Annotated in this window: 24 protein-coding genes and 1 tRNA gene; 8 read left to right on the forward strand and 17 right to left on the reverse strand. The window is 59.8% G+C overall.

The window, feature by feature from the left end; translation table 11 throughout:
* Positions 1–129: 129 nt before the first annotated feature.
* Positions 130–3627, reverse strand: coding sequence for a transcription-repair coupling factor (gene mfd / locus HQN82_RS06775; RefSeq protein WP_037092505.1), 3498 nt, complete (start codon positions 3625–3627; stop codon positions 130–132).
* Between the two features lie 4 nt (positions 3628–3631).
* Complete coding sequence (locus HQN82_RS06780; RefSeq protein WP_004442318.1) at positions 3632–3943, reverse strand: FAD assembly factor SdhE; 312 nt, start codon at positions 3941–3943, stop codon at positions 3632–3634.
* 188 nt (positions 3944–4131) lie between these two features.
* Here HQN82_RS06780 and recG point away from each other — a divergent pair, with 188 nt between their 5' ends.
* From recG to HQN82_RS06800, 4 genes are read left to right on the forward strand one after another with little or no spacing between them, the layout of a single operon-like run.
* Positions 4132–6237, forward strand: a complete 2106-nt coding sequence (recG, locus tag HQN82_RS06785) for an ATP-dependent DNA helicase RecG (protein WP_173614693.1) — start codon at positions 4132–4134, stop codon at positions 6235–6237.
* 12 nt (positions 6238–6249) lie between these two features.
* Positions 6250–6522, forward strand: coding sequence for a hypothetical protein (locus tag HQN82_RS06790; RefSeq protein WP_004442322.1), 273 nt, complete (start codon positions 6250–6252; stop codon positions 6520–6522).
* 54 nt (positions 6523–6576) lie between these two features.
* On the forward strand, positions 6577–6834 hold the full coding sequence (locus HQN82_RS06795) for a type II toxin-antitoxin system Phd/YefM family antitoxin (protein WP_004442323.1): 258 nt from the start codon (positions 6577–6579) through the stop codon (positions 6832–6834).
* On the forward strand, positions 6831–7214 hold the full coding sequence (locus HQN82_RS06800; RefSeq protein ID WP_035210753.1) for a type II toxin-antitoxin system VapC family toxin: 384 nt from the start codon (positions 6831–6833) through the stop codon (positions 7212–7214). Before HQN82_RS06795 ends, HQN82_RS06800 begins: the two co-directional genes overlap by 4 nt.
* A gap of 1 nt (position 7215) precedes the next feature.
* On the opposite strand, the gene HQN82_RS06805 is transcribed toward HQN82_RS06800, so the two are convergent.
* The 10 genes from HQN82_RS06805 to pcsA form a co-directional block, all read right to left on the reverse strand.
* Complete coding sequence (locus tag HQN82_RS06805; RefSeq protein WP_004442327.1) at positions 7216–7884, reverse strand: DUF502 domain-containing protein; 669 nt, start codon at positions 7882–7884, stop codon at positions 7216–7218.
* 12 nt (positions 7885–7896) lie between these two features.
* Positions 7897–8400: a GNAT family N-acetyltransferase gene (locus HQN82_RS06810; RefSeq protein ID WP_112766368.1), complete on the reverse strand. Its 504-nt coding sequence runs from the start codon at positions 8398–8400 to the stop codon at positions 7897–7899.
* Entirely contained in the window at positions 8397–10223 is a 1827-nt protein-coding gene (gene glmS / locus HQN82_RS06815) for a glutamine--fructose-6-phosphate transaminase (isomerizing) (protein WP_173614694.1), read from the reverse strand. The genes HQN82_RS06810 and glmS overlap by 4 nt, the downstream gene beginning before the upstream one ends.
* A gap of 102 nt (positions 10224–10325) precedes the next feature.
* Positions 10326–11687 carry a bifunctional UDP-N-acetylglucosamine diphosphorylase/glucosamine-1-phosphate N-acetyltransferase GlmU gene (gene glmU / locus HQN82_RS06820; protein ID WP_173614695.1) on the reverse strand — a complete coding sequence of 454 codons (1362 nt, stop codon included), beginning with the start codon at positions 11685–11687 and terminating at the stop codon, positions 10326–10328.
* A 222-nt stretch (positions 11688–11909) separates the two neighbouring features.
* A complete protein-coding gene (locus HQN82_RS06825; protein WP_006698813.1) occupies positions 11910–12647 on the reverse strand; it encodes a FadR/GntR family transcriptional regulator in 738 nt (245 codons plus the stop codon).
* Positions 12648–12945: 298 nt separating this feature from the next.
* Positions 12946–14019, reverse strand: coding sequence for a BMP family ABC transporter substrate-binding protein (locus tag HQN82_RS06830; protein WP_004442334.1), 1074 nt, complete (start codon positions 14017–14019; stop codon positions 12946–12948).
* A 35-nt stretch (positions 14020–14054) separates the two neighbouring features.
* On the reverse strand, positions 14055–14975 hold the full coding sequence (locus HQN82_RS06835) for an ABC transporter permease (RefSeq protein WP_004442337.1): 921 nt from the start codon (positions 14973–14975) through the stop codon (positions 14055–14057).
* Positions 14975–16066, reverse strand: coding sequence for an ABC transporter permease (locus tag HQN82_RS06840; protein WP_112766365.1), 1092 nt, complete (start codon positions 16064–16066; stop codon positions 14975–14977). The genes HQN82_RS06835 and HQN82_RS06840 overlap by 1 nt, the downstream gene beginning before the upstream one ends.
* The gene (locus tag HQN82_RS06845; protein WP_173615005.1) at positions 16056–17615 is read right to left on the reverse strand and encodes an ABC transporter ATP-binding protein; all 1560 of its coding nucleotides are present in this window, start codon (positions 17613–17615) and stop codon (positions 16056–16058) included. The genes HQN82_RS06840 and HQN82_RS06845 overlap by 11 nt, the downstream gene beginning before the upstream one ends.
* 212 nt (positions 17616–17827) lie before the next feature.
* The gene (gene pcsA, locus HQN82_RS06850; RefSeq protein ID WP_112766383.1) at positions 17828–18553 is read right to left on the reverse strand and encodes a phosphatidylcholine synthase; all 726 of its coding nucleotides are present in this window, start codon (positions 18551–18553) and stop codon (positions 17828–17830) included.
* A gap of 209 nt (positions 18554–18762) precedes the next feature.
* On the opposite strand from pcsA, the gene HQN82_RS06855 reads away from it, so the two are divergent.
* Positions 18763–19971 carry a UbiH/UbiF family hydroxylase gene (locus HQN82_RS06855; protein WP_112766364.1) on the forward strand — a complete coding sequence of 403 codons (1209 nt, stop codon included), beginning with the start codon at positions 18763–18765 and terminating at the stop codon, positions 19969–19971.
* Here HQN82_RS06855 and HQN82_RS06860 read toward each other — a convergent pair.
* Positions 19955–20893, reverse strand: coding sequence for an AEC family transporter (locus tag HQN82_RS06860; protein ID WP_035210762.1), 939 nt, complete (start codon positions 20891–20893; stop codon positions 19955–19957). The genes HQN82_RS06855 and HQN82_RS06860 overlap by 17 nt on opposite strands.
* 34 nt (positions 20894–20927) lie before the next feature.
* On the reverse strand, positions 20928–21674 hold the full coding sequence (locus HQN82_RS06865; protein WP_173614696.1) for a cytochrome c biogenesis CcdA family protein: 747 nt from the start codon (positions 21672–21674) through the stop codon (positions 20928–20930).
* A 279-nt stretch (positions 21675–21953) separates the two neighbouring features.
* On the opposite strand from HQN82_RS06865, the gene HQN82_RS06870 reads away from it, so the two are divergent.
* A tRNA-Lys gene (locus HQN82_RS06870) sits at positions 21954–22029 on the forward strand.
* 347 nt (positions 22030–22376) lie between these two features.
* On the opposite strand, the gene HQN82_RS06875 is transcribed toward HQN82_RS06870, so the two are convergent.
* Positions 22377–23639 (reverse strand): D-Ala-D-Ala carboxypeptidase family metallohydrolase, encoded by a 1263-nt coding sequence (locus HQN82_RS06875; RefSeq protein ID WP_173614697.1) that lies wholly within the window; start codon positions 23637–23639, stop codon positions 22377–22379.
* A gap of 158 nt (positions 23640–23797) precedes the next feature.
* The gene (locus tag HQN82_RS06880; RefSeq protein WP_112766362.1) at positions 23798–24238 is read right to left on the reverse strand and encodes a VOC family protein; all 441 of its coding nucleotides are present in this window, start codon (positions 24236–24238) and stop codon (positions 23798–23800) included.
* A 192-nt stretch (positions 24239–24430) separates the two neighbouring features.
* Between HQN82_RS06880 and HQN82_RS06885 the strand changes: the two genes are divergently transcribed.
* Positions 24431–25009, forward strand: a complete 579-nt coding sequence (locus HQN82_RS06885; protein WP_004442353.1) for a cold-shock protein — start codon at positions 24431–24433, stop codon at positions 25007–25009.
* Positions 25009–25491 (forward strand): DUF192 domain-containing protein, encoded by a 483-nt coding sequence (locus HQN82_RS06890; protein ID WP_162699377.1) that lies wholly within the window; start codon positions 25009–25011, stop codon positions 25489–25491. Before HQN82_RS06885 ends, HQN82_RS06890 begins: the two co-directional genes overlap by 1 nt.
* A gap of 60 nt (positions 25492–25551) precedes the next feature.
* Here the strand turns inward: HQN82_RS06890 and HQN82_RS06895 are convergent, their stop codons facing one another.
* Positions 25552–25800 carry a BON domain-containing protein gene (locus tag HQN82_RS06895; RefSeq protein ID WP_003522642.1) on the reverse strand — a complete coding sequence of 83 codons (249 nt, stop codon included), beginning with the start codon at positions 25798–25800 and terminating at the stop codon, positions 25552–25554.
* Positions 25801–25992 lie beyond the last annotated feature (192 nt).

Raw genomic sequence — 25992 nt, forward strand, 5'->3', positions numbered from 1 at the left:
CTCTAACGTTGATATTGGCAAAACCTTGCCGCATATCGATCTCCCCACCTGTGGGGGAGATGCCCGGCAGGGCAGAGGGGGGTAAAGCCCCACCCAGCTTCAAAAAACTCTCAAACTATCAACGCCGCATCAGGACCGAGCCAGCTCCGCCAGCTGCGTCATGATCATCGCCGCACCCGTCAGCCGCTTTTCCGGCGTCGGCAGATCGCGGTTGAGGAACAGGCTGTGATCGGGACGGATCTTCGCCATCGATCCCTGCTTGCCAATGTAACCGACAAGCGCCGCCGGGTTCGGGAATTCCTTGTTGCGGAATTGAACGACAACGCCCTTCGGCCCGGCATCCAGCTTCTCGACATTGGCAATGCGGCAGAGCGACTTGATGTAGACGATCTTGAGAAGATGCTGCACTTCTTTCGGCAGCGGGCCGAAACGGTCGATCATTTCAGCGCCGAAACCGTCGATCTCGCTGATATCGGCAAGCTCGCCAAGCCGGCGGTAAAGGCCCATGCGAAGATGCAGATCGGGAACGTAATCTTCCGGGATCATGACGGATGTGCCGACCGAAATCTGCGGCGACCAGCCGCTATCCTGCACCTGCTCGTCACCCTTCACTTCGGCGACAGCCTCTTCCAGCATCTGCTGATAAAGCTCGAAACCGACTTCCTTGATATGGCCGGACTGCTCTTCCCCGAGCAGATTGCCCGCACCACGAATATCAAGATCGTGACTTGCTAGCTGGAAGCCGGCGCCGAGCGTATCGAGCGATTGCAGCACCTTCAGCCGGCGCTCGGCAGTCGTGGTCAGCACCTTGTTGACCGGCAGGGTGAAGAGCGCGAAGGCGCGCACCTTGGAGCGGCCTACACGGCCACGCAGCTGGTAAAGCTGGGCAAGACCGAACATATCGGCGCGATGCACGATCAGCGTATTGGCGGTTGGAACGTCAAGGCCGGATTCGACGATGGTGGTCGACAGCAGAACATCATATTTGCCGTCGTAGAAGGCGTTCATGATGTCTTCCAGCTCGCCCGCCGCCATCTGCCCATGCGCCACCGCCACCTTCAGTTCCGGCACATCCGATTGCAGGAAGGCGTGGATATCAGCGAGATCGGCAAGCCGCGGGCAAACGTAAAAACTCTGGCCGCCGCGGTAATGCTCGCGCATCAGCGTCTCGCGAATGACGAGCGGGTCAAACGGCGAAATGAAAGTGCGCACCGCCATGCGGTCGACAGGCGGCGTGGTGATGAGCGACAGTTCGCGAACACCGGTCATCGCCAGCTGCAGCGTACGTGGAATTGGCGTCGCAGAAAGCGTCAGCACATGCACATCGCTTTTCAGCTCCTTCAGCCGCTCCTTGTGCTTGACGCCGAAATGCTGCTCTTCATCGATGATGAGCAGGCCGAGATTGGCAAAGCTGATGCCCGCACCAAGCAGCGCATGCGTGCCGACGACGATATCGGTCTTGCCATCGGCAACTTCCTTCTTGGTCAGCGCCAGTTCCTTGGAGCCGACGAGACGGGAAGCCTGCTGCACGCGGATGGGCAACCCGCGGAAACGCTCCGAGAAAGTCCGGAAATGCTGGCGGGCGAGCAGCGTGGTCGGCACCACGACAGCCACCTGCACGCCATTCATGGCGGCAAGGAAGGCGGCGCGCAGCGCCACTTCGGTCTTGCCGAAACCGACGTCGCCGCAGATGAGACGGTCCATCGGCCGGCCGGCCGCGAGATCCTCCCGCACCGCCTCGATGGCGTTCAGCTGGTCCTCGGTTTCGTCGTAGGGGAAACGGGCAGCAAACTCATCATAGAGCCCGTCCGGCGCAATGAGTTCCGGCGCATGGCGCACGAGACGCGCCGCTGCGATGCGGATAAGCTCATCGGCCATGTCGAGCAGGCGCTTCTTGAGCTTGGCCTTGCGCATCTGCCATGCGCCGCCGCCGAGCTTGTCGAGCGTTGCCTCCGCCGCGTCCGAGCCGTACCGCGAGAGGAGATCGATGTTTTCAACCGGCAGAAACAGCTTGGCGTCATCGGCATAGTGCAGTTCGAGACAGGCGCGCGGTGCGCCCGCCGCCTCGATGGTCTGCAGGCCGACAAAACGACCAATGCCGTGTTCGGCATGAACGACGAGCGAGCCCTCGTCCAGACCAGCCACTTCCGAAATGAAATCCGCACCGCGCTTGCGACGCTTGGAACGCCGCACCATGCGGTCGCCGAGAATGTCCTGCTCGCCGATAACGGCAAGATTCCCGGTTTCGAAACCGGCTTCAAGGCTAAGAACCGCCGAGGCCGCCTCGCCTTTGCCAAGCTTCTCCACCTCTTTTAGCGAGGTAACCGGCTTGATCTTCTCAAGCCCGTGTTCGTTCAGCACCTGCAGCAACCGGTCGAGCGAGCCTTCCGACCAGCCTGTTATCAGCACCTTCCAGCCCTTGGCGCGGCGCTCGGCTATGTGCTTCACAGCCAGGGCAAAGACATTGACCCGCTCTTCGCTTTCGCCTTCGGTTGGCTGCCGCGCCCAGCGCGGGCCGACATGCGCGTCCAGCGTGGCGACGGGTCTTCCCTCGCTATCCTGCTCATTGAAGGGCGTCAGACGCACCGCATTGACGGCAGAAAGGGCCGTATCGAAATCCTTGCCGTTGAGATAAAGCTGACCGGGAGACACGGGCTTGTAGGGCGCACCCTGCGTCGATCCCTTCGTCTCGCCGGAAGCACGCCGCGCCTCGTAATAATCGAGCACCAGCTTGGAGCGCTCCTTGGCCGCCTCGCGTGCCGTGTGATCGGTGACGATGCGGAAACCCTTCAGATAATCGAAGGCTGTCTCCAGCTTCTCGTAAAACAGCGGCAGCCAGTGCTCCATGCCGGCATAACGGCGGCCCTCGGAAACGGCCTGATAAAGCGCATCGTCGCGCGTCGCCGCACCGAACAGCGAGAGATAATTCTTGCGAAACCGGCTGATCGTATCGGGCGTCAGCGTCACTTCGCTCATGGGGTTCAGATCGAGCGAGCGCGCCTGGCCGATGGTCCGCTGGCTGGCGGGATCGAAGGTACGGATGCTTTCCAGCGTATCGCCGAAGAAATCGAGCCGCACAGGCTCCTCGGTGCCCGGCACGAAAACATCGAGAATACCGCCGCGCACGGCGAACTCGCCCACCTCACGCACCGTCGCAACCCGGTCGAAACCGTTGCGCTCCAGCCGCGCGGCAATATCCTCCATGCGGATCTGGTTACCGGGTCTGGCAGAGAAACCAAGGCTTTCGATGATGTCGCGCGGGGCCATCTTCTGCAGCATCGCGTTGACGGTGACCAGCACGATGGCCGGATGCGGTTTCTTCGCGTGGCTGATGAGACCGGCAAGCGCAGCCAGGCGACGCGCCGACGTGTCGGCGCTTGGTGACACGCGGTCATAGGGAAGGCAGTCCCAGGCCGGCAGCGTCATGACCGGAATATCGGGCGCAACAAAGCCGAGAATTTGTTCGAGATCGGCGATGCGCTGGCCATCCGACATCACATAGGCAACCGAGGTGCCTGCGCGCGCCATCTCGGCAAGCAGCAGCGCCTCCATGCCTGCGGGCACGTTTCCGATGCTCAGCGGCGTATCGGCCGACGACACCAGCTTTGCATCGAATCCGGCTATCATGGTTTCAGGCTTTCACATTGTCTGCGGTGACGAGATCGAAATCGGGACGGTAGGAGGCGATCTTTTCAAACAGCGGGGTCTGGAATTTTTCAGGAATGGCAAGCGCCCCCGTCACCATCTTGACGAGGTCGTTATCCTCTTCCGCCATGATGACTTCAAGCTCATCGAGCTGGTCATCGGAAAGCAGCGCGATATTGTCTTCCGCGAATTGCCCGAGAACGAGGTCCATCTCGCGAATGCCGCGGTGCCAGCAGCGGTAAAGTATCCGCCGGCGTCTCGGATCGAGGTCGGCACTCGTGCGCACCAGTCCAGTCATCGCATTCACCTTTCGGTTGACCATTCAACAGCACGTTGATCGCGACCTCCTATAGAACAGGAGGCGAACGCTTGGGAACCGGTTTTTATCGAAATAATACCACGGCCACGAAAATCTGCCGGTGATAACCCGGCTTTGTGACCTGCGAAGTCTTGCATAAGCCGTCCCCTTCCCCGATTTTGCTGCCCATGCGCCCGGCCATTCTCGATCCGCTGTTTGCCTCCGTCTCCACGCTTGCCGGCGTGGGGCCGAAGCTTGCCGATCTCCTGGCAAAACTTCTGGGACGGGAGAATGCGGACGATACGCGCGTTATCGACCTATTGTTCCATGCGCCCTCCAACGTCATCGACCGCCGCAACCGTCCCGGCATCGCGCTTGCAGCACCCGGCGCCATTGTCACCATTCAGGGACGTGTCGACCGCCATCAGCCGCCACCGCCGGGTAACCGCAACGCGCCCTATCGCGTCTTCCTGCACGATGAAACCGGCGAACTGGCGCTGACCTTCTTTCGCGCCAAGGGCGACTGGCTGTCAAAGGCCCTGCCCGTCGATGAAGAGGTTCTCGTCAGCGGCAAGGTGGACTGGTTCAACGGCCGCGCCTCCATGGTGCATCCGGATTTCATGGTGAAGCTTTCCGAGGCGGAAAATCTGCCCCTTGTGGAAGCGGTTTATCCCATGACCGCCGGCCTTTCCGCCAAGGTGTTGCGCAAGGCGATCGAAGGCGGGCTCTCGAAGCTGCCGGTTTTCCCGGAATGGATCGATGAGACGCTCAAGACCCGGCAGGGCTTCGGTGACGTGGCATCAAGCTTCCGCGAATTGCACGATCCGCGCGACAGCGCCGATATCGATCCTCAGGCGCCGGCGCGCAGACGGCTTGCCTATGACGAATTCCTCGCCGGGCAGCTCTCACTGGCGCTGGTGCGCCAGCGGCTGCGCAAGGTGGCGGGCCAGCCAATCCGCGCCAAAGGCGATATCGCCGCAAAGATCCTGTCGCAACTGCCCTTCTCGCTGACGGCAACCCAGAGCGCCGCCGTCAAGGATATCCTGACCGACATGGCTGGCGAAGACCGCATGTTGCGGCTGCTGCAGGGCGATGTCGGTGCGGGCAAGACGCTGGTGGCGCTGATGGCCATGGCGACGGCGGTGGAAGCCGGCGGACAGGCGGTGCTGATGGCGCCCACCGAAATCCTTGCCCGTCAGCATTACGCCACCATTTCCAAACTCGCGCAGGCCGTGGGCCTCACGGTGGAAGTGCTGACCGGACGTACCAAGGGCAAGGAACGCCGCGAGATAGAGGATCGCGTCGCCTCGGGCGAAGCGCAGATCGTCATCGGCACCCATGCGCTGTTCCAGGACAGCGTCACCTATAAGAACCTTGTGCTCGCCGTGGTGGACGAACAGCATCGTTTCGGCGTGCACCAGCGCCTGCGCCTCACCGCCAAGGGCATCACGCCACATATGCTGGTCATGACCGCAACGCCCATTCCACGCACGCTGGTACTGGCCGCCTTCGGGGACATGGATGTCTCCAAGCTCACCGAAAAACCGGCGGGCCGCAAACCCATCCAGACCGTCACGATCCCCACCGAACGCATCGGCGATATTGTTGAGCGGCTGCGCGCAGCGCTGAAGGACGGCAAAAAAGCCTACTGGATTTGCCCGCTGGTGGAGGAGACGGAGGAGTCCGACCTCATGTCGGCAGAAGAGCGCCACGCGGTTCTCTCGCAGATGCTCGGCGCCAACATCGGCCTCATTCACGGGCGTATGAGCGGCCCGGAGAAGGACGCCGCCATGCTCGCCTTCAAGAACGGCGAAACCCGCCTGCTGGTGGCAACTACGGTGGTCGAGGTCGGCGTCGATGTGCCAGATGCCACCATCATGGTCATCGAACACGCCGAACGTTTCGGCCTCGCCCAGCTGCACCAGCTGCGAGGCCGCGTCGGACGCGGCGACGAGGCCTCCACTTGTATCCTGCTCTACAAGGGCCCGCTCAGCGAAAACGGCCGCGCACGGCTCTCCATCCTGCGCGACAGCGAGGACGGCTTCCTGATCGCCGAGGAAGATTTGAAGCTGCGCGGCGAAGGTGAATTGCTCGGCACGCGTCAATCAGGCACGCCTGGCTTCCGCATCGCCAGCCTTGAGGCCCACGCCGATCTTCTCGAAATTGCCCGCAAGGACGCAGCCTACGTCATCGAGCGCGACCCGGAACTGATAGGTCCACGCGGCGATGCGCTACGCACCCTCCTCTACCTGCACCGCCGCGACGAAGCGATTCGTTTCCTGCACGCCGGCTGAAAGAGAACACCCATGAACATGATCGACCCGCGCCGCCCGCCACCCGCCTTCCGCAAGGGCTACGCGCTCTGCTCGCCGCAGAATATCCTCCAGCCCGAGACATTTGCGAAGAGCGAGAAGAAGGCGATTGGCAAGGCGTTCAAGAAGCCCGGCCGCAAAAAGGCATGGAGCCGGGCGCTGGAAGAAGGCTGGAGCGTGAGGCTGGTCTATATGCGGCTCTTCGTGCCGGTGTTCCACGCCACGACCACAGGAACAGACGTGGATGATCTGGACGACGAGGATTGATATGGTCCATTGAATGGACTAATATAACGCTAACTTTAACGCCCGAGGTTAGCCGTGCAGATATCCGTGACTGATGCAAAAAGTCAGCTTACCGAACTGGTGCGCCGCGCCGAAGCCGGTGATGAGGTCATTCTCACCCGTCATGGCCACGCAGCCGTGCGGCTGGTTCCGGTCACCGTCGTGGCGGATAAAACATCCCGTAGCGCCGCGCTCGCAAAAGTGCGCGCGACTGTCGCCAACAAAGGCGATAATGGCCCGGATGCCGCGCATAGTCAGGATTTTCTCTATGACGAGCACGGCCTTCCGAAATGATCGTTATCGATACGTCGGCTCTGATGACGATCCTGCTCGATGAACCCAAAGCGGATGCCTGCGCCTCAGCGCTCGAAACTGATGAACCTCTGCTCATTTCAGCGGGGACGCTTGCGGAGGCCATGATCGTGGCGCAGCGGCGCGACCGTAGCCGAGAACTAGAGATGCTGATCGAAGGTCTGGGCGCCGAAATCAAACCCGTCACCCCCAAATCGGCGCATGGCGTTTCGGAAGCTTATCGCATTTGGGGCAAGGGCGTTCATCCTGCCGGACTAAATTTCGGCGACTGCTTTGCCTACGAGCTGGCGAAAACAGAGGGTTGCCGTTTGCTTTATGTCGGTAACGACTTTTCGCAGACGGACATCCCGGGCGTTCTCTAGATTAGACCGGCGCGATCATCTTCGGCGGCTTGAAATCCGGCGCCACAAGACCACCCGAGATCAGCAGCTTCGCCGCATCCTCCGGGGTCATGTCCAGCATCACGATCTTGTCCTTGGGCACGAACAGCAGGAAGCCCGCCGTCGGCACCGGTGTGGGCGGCAGGAAGACGGCGACCATCTGCTGGCCCATCTCGTTGAAGCGATGGGCGAGTTCGCCCTTTGCCTCGGAAGCCACAAACACCATCGCCCATGTGCCTGACGACGGGAACTCGATCAGGCCAACCTTCTTGAAGGAGTTCGAGTGCTCCTTCAGGACGGATTCGAAAAGCTGTTTGATGCTTTTATAGATCGGCCGCACCAACGGCATGCGGTTGAGGATGGATTCACCGACGCCGACAATCCATTTCCCGATCAGGTTATTGCCGAGAAAGCCGATGAGGGTGATGCCGATGACAGCGATCAGCAGGCCGAAGCCGGGAATGGCCACATCGAAATATTGCTCGGGATCGTAACGGGCGGGAATATAGGGCTTCACCCAGCTATCCGCCCATTGCAGGAAGCTCCACACAAGCCACATGGTAATGGTGACGGGTGCGAGGATCAGAACGCCCGTAAGGAAGCTGTTGCGCAACCGTGTCGCAAAGGAAATTTTGGGAGGAATGTCGGTCATTTACCGTTCGCGTTAAGCGCTGTCGCTATCGAAACCCGGATGAAAACTGACAATGCCGGATGGCGTTCCCCCATGCAAGCGAAGAACTGTGAAATATTCGTCAGGAATCCCCATAGCGCTTAGGCCCTCGACGGCTTGAAAACCGAAGCGTCCATAATAATCGGGATCGCCGGCAACGACACATCCCGATGCGCTCAGCCGATCAAGCGCAGCAAGCCCTTCACGCACCAGCCGGGAGCCGATACCCTCGCCCTGCCGTTCCCGCGTCACCGAAAGAGGCGCAAGGCAAAACCAGCCGCTGTCGCCGCTTGAAAGTGTCACGGGCGAAAAGCCGATATGGCCGACGATCCCTTCGCTGTCTTCGGCCACGAGCGAAACCGTGAGCGCACCGGCCTCCCGCAGCCGCGCCACGATCAGATGTTCGGTCTTGTCGCTATGCTCGACGTTACGAAAGGCTTCTTCCGTAACGCGGGCAATCGCCTCTTCGTCACCCTGGCGCTCCGGCCGGATGATCATTCCACCGTGACCGATTTTGCAAGGTTGCGCGGCTGGTCAACATCCGTACCCATGAAAACGGCGGTGTGATAGGCCAGCAGCTGAATGGGCAGCGAGAAGACTATCGGTGCGATCAGTTCGTCGACGGTCGGCAGCGTGATCGTCGCCATGGTGTCGAGCTTGGAAGCGGCAGCTCCCTTCTCATCCGTGATGAAGATGATACGGCCGCCGCGGGCGGCAACCTCCTGCATGTTGGAGACGGTCTTTTCGAAGAAACGATCATGCGGTGCAATCACGATGACGGGCATGTTCTCGTCGATCAGCGCGATGGGGCCGTGCTTCAGCTCGCCGGCAGCATAACCTTCGGCGTGAATATAGGAAATTTCCTTGAGCTTCAGCGCGCCTTCCAGCGCCAGCGGGAAGCTGGTGCCCCGGCCGAGATAAAGCACGTCCTTGAAGCGCGACAGATCGCGCGACAGGCCCTCTATCTGGGGCTGTATGATGTTGAGCACCTGGCTCATGATGCGCGGCATCTCGATCAGATGTTGCACAAGTTCCTTTTCCTGACCGGGCTTCAGAGTGCCGCGCGCCTTGCCGGCGGCGATGGCGAGCGAAGCAAGCACCGCAAGCTGGCAGGTGAAGGCCTTGGTGGAAGCGACGCCGATTTCCGGTCCGGCAAGGATCGGGAAGATGGCGTCCGATTCCCGGGCAATGGTCGATTCCCGCACATTGACGATGGCGCCGATCTTGAGATCGCTTTCCTTGCAATAGCGCAGCGATGCCAGCGTATCGGCTGTCTCACCCGATTGCGAGATGAAGAGCGCCGCCTGCGTTGGCTGAAGTGGCATTTCGCGATAGCGGAACTCGGAGGCCACATCGATCTCCACCGGCAGGCGCGCATAACGCTCGAACCAGTATTTGCCGATCAGGCCGGAAAGATAAGCCGTGCCGCAGGCGGAGATCGCAAGTCCGGAAAGCTTGGCGAAATCGATGGCCTTATCGGCCTCTTTCACGGTCTTGGAGGCGAAATCCACATAATGGCTGAGCGCATGGGAAATGACTTCCGGCTGCTCGTAGATTTCCTTTTCCATGAAGTGGCGATGGTTGCCCTTGTCGACCACATAGGCCGTCGCCTGCGATATCTGCCGCTCGCGCTTCACCGGCTTGCCGGAGAAATCGATGATCTCGGCGCCCTGCCGGGTCACGATGGCGCAGTCGCCGTCCACCAGATAGGTGATCTCGTTGGTGAAGGGCGACAGCGCAATGGCGTCGGAACCCAGGAACATTTCTCCGCGGCCATAACCGACGGCAAGCGGCGGGCCGGAACGCGCCGAAAGCAGCGTGCCGGGATCGTCCTTGAACATCACCACCAGCGCATAAGCACCGGTCACGCGGTTCAGCATCTTCAGCATCGCTTCGCGATGGCCAAGGCCCTCGCGGGTGTATTTCGCCAGAAGCTGCGCCACCACTTCGGTGTCGGTCTGGGTGGTGAAGGTCGCGCCCTCGGCGGTCAGTTCTTCGCACAGTTCGGCGAAGTTTTCGATGATGCCGTTATGGACGACGGCCACGCCATCGACGAAGTGCGGGTGAGCGTTGGTTTCATTCGGCACGCCGTGGGTCGCCCAGCGTGTATGCGCGATGCCGACCACGCCCGGAAGCGGCTTTTCGGACACCAGCTTTTCAAGATTGAAGAGCTTGCCCTCGGCACGGCGGCGATCCATCGCGCCATTGTCGATCGTTGCAACGCCGGCTGAATCGTAGCCACGATATTCGAGACGCTTCAGTGCATCGACAAGCCGTTCCGCAACGGGCTCAGTTCCGACAATTCCGACAATTCCGCACATATATATCTCCAGACGGCGATCTTTTCGCCGAAACTTCTAATCTTTCCCGTGCAATCCGCAATTATGGCGCCGGTCACTTTCGGTATCGCTTCGTAACGTCCTTCAAGGCGACTTTTTCTTCGCTTCCTTCAGCGCCTTCGCCCGCTCGCGCACCACGGTTGCGCGGCCCGGCTTCACCTCCTGGCGCGCACGCCCAAAAGCCAGCGCATCATCGGGCACGTCATCGGTGATGACGCTGCCGGAGGCGATGTAGGCCCCCTCGCCAATCGTCACGGGAGCAACCAGCGACGAATTGGAACCAACGAAGCTGTTCGCGCCGATCCGCGTCTCAGCCTTGTTGTAACCGTCATAATTGCAGGTGATGGTGCCGGCACCGATATTGCTGCCCGCGCCAACGAAGGCGTCGCCGATATAGGTGAGATGATTGACCTTGGCCCCCTCGCCGATCTCGGCCTTCTTGACCTCGCAGAAATTACCCACCTTGGAGTTGGCGTGCAGGTTGGCCCCCGGTCGCAGCCGGGCATAGGGACCAACAGTGGCACCTTCCGCGACATGCGCGCCTTCGAGGTGTGAGAAGGCATGGATCACGGCACCCGGTTCGACCGTCACGCCGGGACCAAAAACGACATTGGGCTCGATCAGCGCGTCCTGACCGATCACCGTATCAAAGGAGAGGAAGACGGTTTCAGGCGCGATCATCGATACGCCGTCGACCATCAATTCATGGCGGCGGCGCTCCTGCCAGAGTTTTTCGATAAAGGCCAGTTCGGCGCGGTTGTTGCAGCCGACCAGTTCTGTTTCCGGTGCATCGATGGCGACGGCGCGGCGGCCGAGCGACCGGGCAATTTCGACCACGTCCGTCAGATAATATTCGCCCTTCACATTGCCGTTGCCGATCCGGTCGAGCAGATCAAGGGCATTGCGGCCATTGATCGCCATCAGACCACTATTGCACCAGGTCACCCTGCGCTCTTCGTCGGTCGCATCCTTTTCCTCGCGGATCGCCACCAGCTCGCCATTCTCGACCAGCAACCGGCCATAACCCGTGGGCCGGTCGGTATGAAAACCGATCACCGCGACATCGGCGCCGGAAGCAATGGCCTCGCGGGCCCGGTCGAGCGTGGCGGAGGTAATGAGCGGCACGTCGCCATAAGCGATGATGAGATCGTCGAAGCCGCGTTCGATTGCCGCACGTGCGGCAAGCACGGCATGGCCGGTGCCTTTGCGTTCCTTCTGAAGAAAAGTCTCAACCTGAAGTCCCGGCAGGCTCGCTGCCGTGGCAACATTGTCGGCGTCACGTCCGACGACGAGCGCCACCGTGCCCACGCCCGATCCAGCCACCGCCTCGACCACATGCGCAATCATCGGACGGCCGGCGACCGGATGCAGCACCTTGGATTTCGACGACTTCATGCGCGTGCTGTCGCCCGCTGCGAGAATAACGGCTAGAGAGCTGCGCTCCATAAGACCTCCAACACCCCGTCGGCGACTGCCTGGCAGCCGATACAGCGGCACATGTTTGACTTTGCGCCGTCCGGCAAAACGGACGGGCGCATCGGTAATTTCATTCCGGATTGCTATAACGGCGGCCCGCTTAAGAAACCATGCAAATCTGCACCAAATTTCCGCACCGGTTTTCATCAAACGTGATTGGAGCGGGATCACATCCTGCTCCCACCGTCTGATTTATCGCCGGGAGTTGCGGGCAGTGAATTCCAGTACCTGCTGGCGACCGTTCTCAATCAATCTTTCCATCTCGCGACGCGCGGCGGCCTCGTCATGCAGACGAAAGGCTTCCACGAGCTTCAGGTGCGAAGCTGAAACATCGGAAATTTCATTGGGATCGGTGTCCGGATTGCTCATCCGGAAAATGCCCGCCAGAGCCGCCTTTATCAGCGAACCAACGGTGCGCATGAACGGGTTGCCCGACATTTCGGTGATGAGGACATGGAAATTCATGTCCGCGAGCGCGCGCTTTTCTTTCGAATAAGCAGTATTGCCCATCTCATTGGCATAGGCGGCAAGCTTTGCGATATCCGCATCCTTTGCCCTGATGGCGGCAAGCCCGGCGCCATAGGGTTCGAAGGCTTTGCGGATGTCGTAGAGATGCAGCAGGAACTCATCGCTGACGCCGGCCTCGAAGTGCCATAGCAGCACTTCGCTGTCGAACATGTTCCAGCTTTCGCGCTCCGTCACCCGCGTACCAATCCGCGCCTTGGGGGAAATCATGCCCTTGGCCGTCAGCGTCTTCATCGCTTCGCGCAGCACGGTGCGCGAAACTTTAAGCCGCTCCATCAGCTCCGCATCGCCTGGCAGGATGTCGCCGGTCCTGAAGTTGCCGGACACGATGTCGAGACCGAGCTTGTGAACGACCTGTGCATGATTTGTCCGCAGCTTTCGTAGACCGATCGCCGCATCGAGCATTCCGCGCTGCAAGTGCCATGTCCTTCCGTTCGGTTGGCGATTTTAAAAATCGCGCCAGACGTGTATCTTCAGTCAGAATATAGTGAAAGACATCAAGTTGCCGGAAAAGCAAAGGCAAACTTCATCTACGCAATAAAACCCATGAAAATAAGCAAGGCTGCACATGCGTCGATGTACAGCCCCGATCTTTGCGAACGCAATTTCCCACGTCATCCTCGCCCTTCAGGCGAGGATCCATAGACATGGCGAGTATCATCCGGGTCAAGGCCGAGGATGACACCCTGTCCCACAACGCAGATTATTGCGGCAGCTTGTCGTCCACGCCGGCAACGTAGAAGTTGAGGCCGAGCAGGACCTTATCCTCAGCCTTTTCACCAGCCTTCAGCCATTCCGAGCCGTCCTGCTTCTTCACCGGGCCGGTGAAGGGGTGCAGTTCGCCGGACTTGATCTTGGCTTCGGTGTCCTCGGCCATCTTCTTCACGTCGTCAGGCATGTTGGTGTAGGGCGCCATGGTCAGGATACCGTCCTTCAGGCCGTCCCAGACCGATTCCGACTTCCAGGTGCCATCGAGAAGAGCCTGCGTGCGCTTGATGTAATAAGCGCCCCAGGTATCCTTGATCGCGGTCAGCTGCGTCTCAGGACCGGCCTTGATCATGTCGGAGGCCTGGCCGAATGCCTTGATGCCGCGCTCGGCTGCAACCTGCATCGGTGCCGTCGTGTCGGTGTGCTGCGTCAGGATATCGACGCCCTGGTCGATCAGCGCCTTCGCGGCATCGGCTTCCTTGCCGGGGTCGAACCAGGTGTTGGCCCAGACGACCTTGACCTTGAATTCGGGATTAACGGACTGCGCGCCGAGAACGAAGGCGTCGATGCCCATCACCACTTCCGGGATCGGGAAGGACGCGATGTAACCGGCAACGCCCTTTTTCGACATTTTCGCGGCGATCTGGCCCTGAATGTAACGGCCTTCATAGAAACGCGAATTGTAGGTCGCGACGTTTTCGGCCGTCTTGAAGCCGGTTGCGTGCTCGAACTTCACCTTAGGGAATTTCTGGGCAACCTTCACGGTCGCATCCATGAAGCCGAAGGAGGTGGTGAACACCAGTTCGCAGCCGGAGCGGGCCATGCGCTCGATGGCGCGTTCAGCATCCGGGCCTTCCGGAACGCTTTCGAGGAACGGCGTTTCGATCTTGTCGCCGAAGTGCTTCTGCAGCTCTTCGCGGCCGATATCATGCGCCTGCGTCCAGCCGCCATCGGTGCGGCTACCGACATAGATGAAGCAGACCTTCTTGGCGTCGGCGGCTTCAGCGGAGGAAACAACGCCTCCCAGCGCCGCGATGGAAGCGGCAAGTGCGATGACCAGTTTTTTCATTTTTACCCCTGTTGGTTTGGAGACGTGAGAATGCTTTACCTGTCCGGCACGAAGGACTTGCCCAGCGATGCCGGTGTATTGATCAACGTCGTGCGGCGATTATGCGAGATGATGACCAGCACGACAATAGTTGCAAGGTAAGGTAGCGCCGACAAAAGCTGCGACGGCACCCCGATGCCGAAGGCCTGCGCGTGCAATTGCCCGATGGTGACGGCGCCGAACAGATAACCGCCAGCGAGCACCCGCCATGGACGCCAGGACGCGAAGACAACAAGTGCCAGCGCAATCCAGCCACGCCCGGCCGACATGTTTTCCACCCATTGCGGCGTATAAACCAGCGAAAGCTGCGCGCCAGCGAGACCGGCACAGGCACCGCCGAACATGACAGTCAGATAACGTGTGCGTATGACGTTGATCCCGAGCGCATGGGCCGAGGCATGACTATCGCCGATGGCGCGTATCTTCAGGCCCGCCCGGCTTTTGAACAGGAACCAGCCTATGCCGGCCACCAGCCCTATGGAAAGGTAGAAGATCAGATCCTGCCGGAAGAGCAGCGGGCCGATGAAGGGTATGTCCGACAGAACGGGAAAGACGATCGGCTGCAGCTTGACGCCTGGCAGGCCAACGAAGCTTTCGCCCAGCATACCGGATACGCCGAGGCCCAGAATGGTGAGCGCAAGACCCGTCGCCACCTGATTGGTGACCAGCGTCAATGTCAGAAAACCGAACAGCAGCGAAAAAACCGCACCCGAAGCAATGCCGGCCAGAATGCCGAGATAGGGCGAGCCCGTCATATGGGCGGTCGCGAAAGCGCAGACCGCACCCATGATCATCATGCCTTCGACGCCGAGATTGAGCACACCGGATCGCTCCACCACCAGTTCGCCGGAGGCGGCTATGACGAGCGGCGTCGCGGCGGTGATGACGGTGAGGAGAATGGCCTGAAGCATATCCATCATGCCGCTCCCTGCTTGTGATGCGCCTTGCCGGCAAAAACGACCTTGATGCGATAGAAGATGAGGGTATCGCAGGAGAGCACGAAGAACAGCATCAGACCCTGGAACACACGCGTTACCTTGTCCGATACACCGATCGAAAGCTGCGCCGCCTCGCCGCCGAGATAGGTCAGCGCCAGCACCAGCCCCGACAGGATAATGCCGAGCGGGTTAAGACGGCCGAGAAACGCGACGATGATGGCTGTAAAACCATAGCCCGGCGAAATGCTGGGCTGGAGGTGGCCGATGGAGCCGGAGGCTTCCGAAATGCCCGCAAGACCGGCCAGCGCGCCCGATAGCAGCAGCGAAAACCACACCATGCGGCTCGACGAGAAACCGGCAAATCGCCCTGCCCGGGCCGACTGGCCAAGCACGGTGACTTCGAAGCCCTTCAGCATGTAGCGCATCATGAACCACAGCGCGACCGCCGCGACGATGGCGAAAACGAAGCCCCAGTGCGCCCGGCCCGATGCCAGCATCTCCGGCAACACGGCGCTATCGTTGAACGGCTTGGTCTGCGGGAAATTATAACCGCCCGGATCACGCCAGATTCCGCGCGTCAGCCAGTCGAGGAAAAGCTGTGCAACGTAGACCAGCATCAGGCTGACGAGGATTTCGTTGGTATTGAACTTCGTCTTCAGGAGAGCGGGAATACCCGCATAGAGCGCCCCGCCGAGAGCTCCCATCACCAGCATGAGCGGCAGAAGCAGCGGCGAATGCCAGTCCGGATAAAGAACCGGCAGTATGGAGCCGGTAATCGCACCGATGGTGAATTGCCCTTCCGCTCCGATGTTCCAGTTATTGGAGCGATAACAGATCGACAGGCCGACACCGATCAGGATCAGCGGCGCGGCCTTGATCGCCAGCTCGTGCAGGGACCAGACTTCGAGCAATGGTTCCACGAAGAAGGCATAAAGCGCATGGGCCGGGTTCTTCCCGAGCATGGCGAACATGACAGCACCGACCAGTAGGGTCAGCACCAGCGCCAGAAGCGGCGAAAGAAATGTAAAAAGCCGGGAAACCCCTGCGCGTTTTTCAAGCTCAATGCGCATGCTGGGCGGCTCCCGAATGTGTCGTGTGAATGCCGCCCATCAACAGGCCGATCTTTTCGAGCGTCATTTCCTCCACCGGATGGGCCTCGGAAAGCCTGCCGTCGGAGATGACCGCGATATTGGTGGCGACTTCAAAGATTTCATCCAGATCCTGACTGATGACGATGACCGCCGAGCCCGCCTTGGCAAGATCGACAAGTGCCTGACGGATGCGGCTTGCAGCACCCGCATCCACGCCCCACGTCGGCTGGTTGACGACAAGCACGGCCGGCTGGCGGTCGAGCTCGCGTCCCACGATGAACTTCTGCAGATTGCCGCCTGAGAGCGAGCCTGCCAGCGGATCGGCCCCGCTTTTGCGCACATCCATGGTTTCAGATATGCGCCGCGCCGCTGCCCTGATGGCCGACCCCCTGACAATACGCAGGAAACCGCCGGTCAGGAACGCCTTGCGATCGGAGCGGGCCCGCGCGAGCAACAGATTGTCGGAGAGGCTCATTCCGGGAACGGCGGCGTGGCCATGGCGCTCTTCCGGTACGAAACCCGCCCCCATCAGCCGGCGACCGTTGATGCCGATCCGGCCGACCGGCTTGCCGCGGAGATGGATCGCATCGTTATTATAAACCGGGTATTCCCCCGAAAGCGCGTCGAACAGCTCACCCTGCCCGTTTCCCGCGACCCCGGCGATCGCCAGCACCTCCCCGACGCGCACGGTCATCGAAATCGATTTCAATGCCACGGCGAACGGCGTGCGCGGCGCAACCGAAAGCCCCATGACTTCGATCTGCGGCGCACCCAGCGCTTCGCCCGTCGCGCGCAACACACTGGCGACATCGCTGCCCACCATCATGCGCGCCAGCGATGCCGGTGTCTCCCGGCGCGGATCGCAGGCACCGGTCACCTTGCCATGGCGCAGAACCGTGGCGCGGTCGCAGATGCGTTGAACCTCTTCGAGACGATGGCTGATATAAAGCACGGAACGGCCTTCGGCCTTCAGCTTCTCCAGCGTCTCGAAAAGCTTGTCGGCCTCCTGCGGCGTCAGAACCGAGGTCGGTTCGTCAAGAATGATAAGGCGCGGGTTCTGCAGCAGAGCACGGACAATTTCGATGCGCTGGCGCTCGCCGACCGAAAGATCGGCCACATGCGCATTGGGGTCGAGCGGCAGGCCATAGGCGCGCGACAGGGTCTCCGCTTCCCTGGCGATTTCCTTCAATGAAATTTTCGGATCGAGCGACAGGGCAATGTTCTCGGCAACCGTCAGCGCCTCGAACAGCGAAAAATGCTGGAAGACCATGCCGATGCCGAGCCTGCGGGCTTCGCTTGGCGAACCCACCGAAACCGGCTCACCCTGCCAGATGATTTCGCCCTCGGTCGGTGCGAGAACGCCGAACAGCATCTTGACGAGCGTGGATTTACCCGCGCCGTTTTCACCCAGGAGCGCATGGATTTCACCCGGCGCAATATCGAGATCGATACCGTTGCAGGCGGCGAAATTGCCGAACAGCTTGGTCAGCTTGCGAACGGACAGGAGAGGCACGGCCTCCGGCGCCAAAGTTCCAGTCACGAGTTCCCTCTCTCACCAACCGTCCATGCCTTCTTCGAGGCGTTTCAGACGGTCGCGGTCATTGTTCCCAATCCCGCACCAAAAAGTATGCAATGATACGTGATCAGAACTTATTGATAACGGTTTTGCTGCTGCGCACAACTGAAAAAGAAGCTGCTTAAATGCAATTTGCACAAGCAATAAACGGCTTTACCTCTTCATCATTTCGCGCCGAGCGTTGGGAAAAACTGTAAAATTCCTCCGATGCAATACAGGTAGATGCCGCTAGCCACGAACCCCACCACCGCCCATGTCGGCGTCTGGAAATGCATCAGCAGCGCGTAACCACCAAGGGCGCACCACATGGCCACGACAAGAAGATTAAGGGACCGCAGCCGCTTCACCCGCACGGGATGCAGGAAATTGATCGGCAGAAATGTCAGGAACACCGAAACAGTCACGACTGTCATGGCGGTGGTGGCGCTGGCATCCATCACGAAGAGCGTGAAGATCACCATGTTCCACACCACGGGGAAGCCCGAGAAGAAATATTCGTCCGTCTTCATCCCCATGTCGGCATAGTAGATAGCACTGGACACCACGATCATGCCCGCCGCCACAAAGGACCATGGCTCTCCAATCATGCCGCTCTGATAGAGCGCGAAGGCAGGCAGAAGCACATAGGTCACGTAATCGATGATGTTGTCGAGCGTATCGCCCGACCAGTTTGGCAGCACTTCCTTGACCCGCACCTTCCGGGCGATAGGGCCGTCTATCCCATCCACCAGCAGCGCAAGACCAAGCCACCAGAACATATCGACAAAACGGTGTTCGGAAGCAGCGACGACGCCAAGGAAGGCCAGAAAGGAACCGGACGCCGTTAGAATATGAACGGAAAAGGCGCGGATTTCCGCATAGGGAACACGCTTGTAGTTGAAAATTTTCATGGTCAACGTCTGCGCCCCGCTTTTCATCCGCCCTGCTTATTCCGGTATGCGGCCATTCACCACGCTTTGCAACCGGCTCAGTCGGCTTATCCTAAGACTAATGTGGCGGCAGACCCAATGAATCTTCACAACCGGATGTTCCCGGCCGGAAGTGGATTTGCCGATGCAAAGCCTTTATGATGCTCTGGAAATAACAACGGATCAGGACAATGAGACACTTCGATATCGCCATAACAGGTGCAGGACTTGCGGGTCAGATCGCGGCCATCGCACTGGCACGGGCGGGTCGCCACGTGGCGCTCGTAGCACCTTCCACCGACAGGAAGGACCGGCGCACCACGGCGCTGATGGACCAGTCTATCCGCTTCCTGGACCGTCTCGGCCTGTGGTCACGCATCGCGCCTTCGGCCGCCCGCCTTTCCACCATGCAGATCATAGACGGAACCGACCGTCTGTTGCGAGCACCGACAGTGCAGTTCCGTTCCTCCGAAATCGGCCTGGATGCATTTGGCTGGAACATCCCCAACGAGGCCTTGCTCGGTGTTCTCAGCGAAGCGGTGGAGCAGGAACACAATATTACCCGCCTCGACACCTTCGCCGAGACGATCGATATCGGCAACGACCGCGTGACGGTGACGCTTGCGGACGGCGAAACGCTCTCTGCCGATTTCCTCATCGGGGCAGATGGCAGGAAGTCGATGGTCCGGGATGCAGCCGGCATCGGCGTGAAATCCTGGTCCTATCCGCAGACCGCCGTCGTTTTGAACTTCGGCCACAGCCGACAGCATGGAAATGTTTCGACGGAATTCCACACGCCCACCGGCCCTTTCACGCAGGTTCCCCTTTTCGGCAACCGCTCCAGCCTCGTCTGGGTCGTCACCCCGCAACAGGCGGAAGAACTGACTGCCCTGCCACTGGAAGCGCTGAGCCTTCGGGTCGAGGAACGCATGCAGTCCATGCTGGGCGCCCTTACCGTCGAGGATAGCGTCCAGGCATGGCCGCTCTCTTCCATGACCGCCCATCGCTTCGGCAAGGGCCGTGTCGCCCTGATCGGCGAGGCGGCACATGGTTTTCCGCCCATCGGCGCACAGGGACTGAACCTCAGCCTGCGCGACATCATCTCACTTACGGAATTGCTGAGCGCCGTTTCCGACCGCCCCATTGCTGCCGATGCCGGCAGCAGCTTCGACCGCAGGCGGCGGGCGGATGTCTATAGCCGCACACTGAGCGTCGATCTCCTGAACCGCTCGCTGCTTTCGGATTTCCTGCCCATCCAGATGGCGCGCGCAGCCGGCCTGCACGTACTTTCCGGCATTGGTACGCTCCGAAGCATTGTCATGCGCGAAGGCATCGAACCCGGCCGGGGCCTGAAGGCCCTGCCCTCACTGCTGTTCGGCAGCTTCAAAAAGGCTGGATGAAATAAACCACGCCCGTCAGCGTGAGAACCGACAGCACCGTCGAAATCAGGATCGTCGCCGACGCCCGCTCCTGCCACACATGATATTGCTGGCCGATGACGAAGACATTCGTCGCGGTCGGCAAAGCAGCCAGCAGCACGGCGGAATAGATCCACACTGGCTCGAATCGCCCGAGCGACGACAGCACGAGATAAACGGCGAGCGGATGCAGGATGAGTTTTGCCGGCACGATGTAGCTGATCTCCACCGGCACCCGCTTCATCGGCCGAAGTGCCAGCGTCACGCCCATTGCAAACAGCGCACAGGGTGCGGCTGATTGCGCCAGATAATCCACCAGCCGCTGCACCGCCTCCGGCGGTTGCCATGACAGCGAAGCGGCCAGGAAACCGGCGATGACGGATACGATGAAGGGATGGGTGATGACCTTGCGGGCCACATCCAGCGCAAGCTTCGCCGGGGAACGCTTGTCGCCGCCTGCAACGGCCATCATCGCCGGCGCGACAATGAAATGCGCGGCGTTTTCGAGGCAGACGATGAGCGCCACAGGCACCGCCGCCTTTTCGCCGAGCGCCAGAAGCGCAATGCCCGGGCCCATATAGCCGATATTGCCGTAACTTGCCGCGAAACTCTGGATCGTCGTTTCAGCGAGGCTATTTTTCCGGACAAAACGACCGATCAGGAACACAAGCAAGAAAATGCCATAGGTACAGACGAGGCTGGCGGCAACGAAATCCATCCGCGCCAGTTCTTCCACCGGCGTTTTCGACACCAGCTTGAAAAACAGCGCCGGCAGCGCCGCGTAGATGATGAAGGTGTTCAGCCAGCCCATCGCCTCGACCGGCTGTTTCGTGATGCGCGCAGCGCCGTAGCCGATCAAGATGAGGCCGAAAAACGGCAACAGCAATCCCACGATGTCAGTCACTATGTCTCCCCCGCAAGCAACTCCAGCGGGAGGCTTAGCCGATTTGCATCAGGATCGGAAAGCTCTCCTGGAACCAGATCGCCACATTGGTGATAAAACCGGATATGAAAGCGAGGCCGGTCAGCACCAGCAACACGCCGAGGAGCTTTTCCACGAGGCCGAGATGGCGACGGAAGCGGACGAGGAAACGCATGAAGGAGCCGGAAAACGCCGCCGCGATCCAGAACGGTACCGCAAGGCCAAGGGAATAAACCGCAAGCAACATTGCGCCGTCGCCGACCGTGTCGCGTGAAGCAGCAACGCCGAGAATCGCGCCAAGAACCGGGCCGATGCAGGGCGTCCAGCCAAAGGCGAAGGCGAGTCCCATGATATAGGCTCCGGACAGCGTCGCCGGCTTGCCCGCGCCCTGAAACCGGGCCTCGCGCGAAAACAGGCCGATACGGAACACGCCCAGGAAATTCAGGCCCATCAGGATGATGATGAAACCGCCGATCTTGGCGAGAATGTCGAGATTCTGGCGCAGAAGCGTGCCTATCGTCGAGGCGCCCGCGCCCAGCGCCACGAAGACGGTGGCAAAACCGAGTGTGAAAAAGAAGGCCGAAAACAGAACGGCCCTGCGAATCTCCGGCCGTGGTGCCGCGTCTTCCGTCCTGAACTGCTCGACCGACACACCCGCCATATAACAGAGATAAGGCGGCACCAGCGGCAGAACGCAGGGCGACAGAAACGAAAGAGCGCCAGCCAAAAGCGCGCTGAACAGGGAAATATCGGCAATCGACAAGAGAAACTCCGCATCCCGCAAAGCCGCCGCGATTCTTGAGAGCCGCCACCGCTTCACGCTTCATTTTCACGCATGTCATTGCCGCAAAACGATTTCAGCCGCCAGGCAGACACACTTGACGCCGGTTTTATCCCCGGCCGCCCCCTCTCTCCAATCACCTTTTCGGGGTGCGACAAAAAAAACCGGATTGATCGCCGAAAGCGCTTTTTTTGGGTTGACCGAACGGATCGCTCTACATATGTTCCGCGCACTTCCGAAGGGCAGCCAAGCCCGCCACGGGAGAGCGTAGCTCAGCCGGTAGAGCAACTGACTTTTAATCAGTAGGTCCAGGGTTCGAATCCCTGCGCTCTCACCACCTCACCCATGGACTTACCCAACCGGCAGGCAATCATCCCGCCGGGTGTTCAAAGCGTTTCCAACATCAATACAGGAAACAAAAGCGCGCCAACACGGGCGCCTAGCGGTACGCGTAGATGTAACGTGATATATTGTCATAAAGGCTGGAAAGATAAGCGGGCAGTCGCCTCAGTCGGGTAAATGTAGACGGGCAAATTGGACACAGGCTGCATTTCGCAAGGCACCATAAGCGGGAAACAATGAACCGCCGCGTCCTACAACAATGGGAACGTTGCGTCCACGGTCACGCTCCACTGTCCGTCGTCAGGAGTGCCGTGGCTGTAAGCCGGCAAGGAATGGTCGCAATCACTTCCGCGCGGCGGTACGGCGGCAGCGCCAGTTCCAGTCTCTCGGTTCACCGGTGTCCATATGGACCGATTCGGTATGGCAATAGGTGCCGACACCCCCGCGGTTCGGCAGGGAACGCAGATAGGTTGCGAGTTCCCACTTGGAGACACCCTTGATCTGTATGTCAGCCGCATCGCAGGTATAATGTTTTGAACCCTGCCTTATTCCCTTTGGCGGACGGTAGCCCGAGGTGACAATGGCCGGGCTGTTATAATGTCGCTCCACATCCTTGATCATACTGATCAGCTCCGGCTTGAAACAACCGACTTCAACGCGATCTGTCTGCAGGAAAAGCCCGTTCGGCGTGACGCGGGTCAGGCCGGAGAGCGAGGCAAGCTTCATCAGCCCGGTGGGTTCATCGTCCTCTTCATCGAGATGAGCGTCGTCGAATTCGTCGGACATCATCGAGCGACCGGAGAGCGCAATACCCATCGTCTTGTCCGCCGCTCCCGGAAGTGCGGCCACCTGCGTGCCACCTGCCGAACCGCTTTCGATCATTTTCGGCAGGCGCTTCTTGGCTGCACCGGCGAAAAATGCTGCAAGCGTAACGCCCTTGCCTTCGCCTTCCTGCTTCTCGTCGCCCATGGCGGCACTGGTCGCGGGCTGCACCGAAGCAAGCTGTTCCGATGCGGTTTGTGGCACCGGCACGGCAGCGGGCTGGCGGTTCTCGCTGTGCTGCTCCGGTACCTGCGCGGCTGACGGCACAGCAACAGGCGCGGATACCGGCTGCGGTTGCGCCACCTGCACAGGGGCGGAGTAAACGCTGCTGAGCGCAGGTGTGATTTTCTGGGAAGGCACGCCCGCCGCGGCCGCGCCGGGCGCCGTGGCGGCCGGGGAAGGCACTGCGGATGCGGTAGAATAGATGCTTGATGTTCCAGCGGAAATTCCCGTTGGCTGCGTCGTCAGTCCGGCGATATCGGCGGCAGCGCCGTAACCCTGTGCCGGACCGCCCGCTGCCTGATGCTGCGCCGGAGCCGTGGTCGCGCCAGCCGCTGACGCCACGGCGGGATCCACATAATGCCCCTGCTGCGCACCGGCCGCCGGTGCAGCAGTTGCGGCCGTCTGCTGCTTCTGCTGTCCGGCAACTTCCGGCTTTTTGGCAGTGGCGGCCATCTCCTCGTCAGTCACCGCCGAAACGCATCCGGAAAGCCCCAGCAACGAAACCGCGATGACGAGACGCCGACAAGAAACGCGTCCCTTTGCGCCCTCGACAGTTTTCATGGGTGGCCTCCGTATCTTTTATTTCCAACAGCAGCACGGGAACGGAATCGTGTGCTTCCCCCAAAACGGGACTGGCCGTTTCGATTCGCGGACTATGCCTCATCCCCTCAGGACAAGGCAAGAGCGCCCGAAAAACGCTGCTGCTCACCGGAAAATCCCTACCAGGAACCGGTATTCTGCATAGATATCCACGGTTCGGCTGGTGCGAGGCTTTCGCCTTTCTGCAAAATTTCGAAAGAAATACCATCCGGTGAACGTACGAAGGCCATATGCCCGTCTCGCGGTGGCCGGTTGATGATGATGCCGTTGTGCTGCAGATGCGCGCAGAAGTCGTAGATATTATCGACCTCATAAGCGAGGTGGCCGAAATTGCGGCCGCCGGTATAATCTTCACTATCCCAGTTATAGGTGAGTTCGAGGCACGGCGCCTTGTTTTCCTTCGCCGCAGCAACGTCGTCGCGAGCTGCAAGAAACACCAGAGTGAAGCGGCCTTTTTCGTTCTCGATTCGGCGTATTTCGGCAAGGCCGAGCAGGTCGACATAGAATTTAAGTGATTCGCCAAGGTCTTTGACGCGAACCATCGTGTGCAGATACCGCATTTTTTTCCTCTCCATTACACGGGTCCGAAGCCGTTAAACGCATGATCGCAAGCCCCGGACAAGGACGGCGACATAAAAGCAGCTGCGTAAATCAAAAACTAGGGCTTGCGTGAAACCGTTACCAAGATGTTAATCTGGCGCACAGGAATCAGTTGACCGGTGTATGGCGCGTAATCGAGGGGTTGGCAGGATATGGCTGATAGGATGTCATCGAAAACGATAGTCGATGTCGAGGACCTTTCGGGCGATGCCGTGGACCTGACCGAGATCACCGGCGTCGTGAAGTGGTTCGATGTCGCCAAGGGTTTCGGCTTCATCGTGCCCGACAACGGCACACAGGATGTGCTGCTGCATGTTTCCTGCCTGCGCCGCGACGGTTACCAGACGATCCTTGAAGGCACGCGCATTGTCGCCCTCATCCAGCGGCGCGACCGTGGCTTTCAGGCATTTCGCATTCTCTCCATGGATCAGTCCACCGCCGTTCACCCCTCGCAGCTGCCGCCGGTGCGCACCCATGTGCAGGTAACGCCGTCCAGCGGACTGGAGCGCGCCATCGTCAAGTGGTTCAACCGCACCAAGGGTTTCGGTTTCCTGACGCGTGGCGAAGGAACGGAAGATATTTTCGTGCATATGGAGACACTGCGCCGTTTCGGCCTGACCGAACTTCGCCCCGGGCAGGTTGTGCTGGTGCGTTATGGCGATGGCGACAAAGGCCTGATGGCCGCGGAAATCCACCCGGATAACCCGGTTTCGATCGGGATGTCGCATTGATGTCCGCCCTGCCCGATATGGTGAAGAGCGCCGTTATGGCGCTTCTTTTTTTCACGGTGGCTAGCGCCGCCCAGGCGCAGCAACAGCAGACATTCACCTCCGAACCGCTGCAGATTGAAACCGCCGGGGGAAAAAGCCACGATTTGACTGTGGAACTGGCGCTTAACAATGCCCAGCGCGAACAGGGCCTGATGTTCCGCAAGAGCATGCCACCAGAAAACGGCATGTTGTTCAATTTCGGTGAACCGCGTGATGTCGCCATGTGGATGCGGAACACGCTTATTCCGCTCGACATGCTTTTCATTGGCCGTGACGGCCGCATCACCCACATTCACGAAAACGCGGTTCCACATTCGGAAGCCATCATCAGCTCCCGCGGGCCAGTGAAATTCGTGCTTGAACTGAATGGCGGCGCTGCGAAACGCTACGGCATCAAGCCTGGCGATATTGTGCGCAGCGCGCAAATCGGCAACCGGAAGTGACGTTGCCGCGTTATTGCGTCTGAATGAGCCGGACGATGTTTCGCCCGGCTGGCGCAATGTTCAGTAGACCGGCTCTATATGGCTCAGAATCCTGCAGTTGGAAATGGAAGCGGCAAGGTTGATGGCGATGTCGATCGCCTCGACCGAATCAGCCGTGCCTTCCAGATAGATCACGTCATTTTCGACAGTGGCGGAAATGCGCGACTTTTCGAGACCTGATTCGAAGGCCAGTGCCGAGGTAATGGCCTGGCATACGCCTGCCATGCGGTCACCAAAGAAGCTTTCCTGAATACCTGACAGATTGAACATATGTGTTCTCCTTCTTATGGACATTACAACGCCTTTGGTGGCGGTTTTGTTCATCTCCGGTTCATCTATTTGTTCATCTTCCATTCATCTTGAAAAATTGGAACCCCCCAATCGATCACATTTTAGGTGATCGGGAACCATTTCGTGAGGCGGGCATTTCGCGCATGGGAGTGAAAAGAGAGTGAAAACCGC

Origin of the sequence: Agrobacterium pusense, assembly GCF_013285525.1 — a bacterium.
Classification (GTDB): domain Bacteria; phylum Pseudomonadota; class Alphaproteobacteria; order Rhizobiales; family Rhizobiaceae; genus Agrobacterium; species Agrobacterium pusense.